At 39.6% G+C, this 230-nt stretch carries 1 protein-coding gene; it reads right to left on the reverse strand.

Going from position 1 to position 230, the window contains the following annotated elements:
- Positions 1–230, reverse strand: a 230-nt coding sequence (nadA, locus tag AAEY72_RS16615; protein WP_352311813.1) for a quinolinate synthase NadA, incomplete at both ends; no start/stop codon positions are given.

A 230-nucleotide genomic window follows, 5' to 3' on the forward strand; every position in this document is an offset into this window, starting at 1 on the left:
ATTTTAGCGGTTTCGCCCATAAACTTAACGCCAGCAACAATTAATGTTTTGGCTGGGTGATCACGACCAAAGCGGGCCATTTCTAATGAATCAGACACACAACCGCCCGTCTCTTCAGCTAATGCTTGAATTTCAGGATCGGTATAATAATGTGCAACAAGTACTGCATTTTTATCTTTTAGTAATTGTTTTATACGCGCTTTATATTCGCCTTGCTCGTCATTTGTTAA

Origin of the sequence: Psychrobacter sp. W2-37-MNA-CIBAN-0211 (assembly GCF_040309405.1) — a bacterium.
GTDB classification, from domain to species: Bacteria; Pseudomonadota; Gammaproteobacteria; order Pseudomonadales; family Moraxellaceae; genus Psychrobacter; species Psychrobacter glaciei.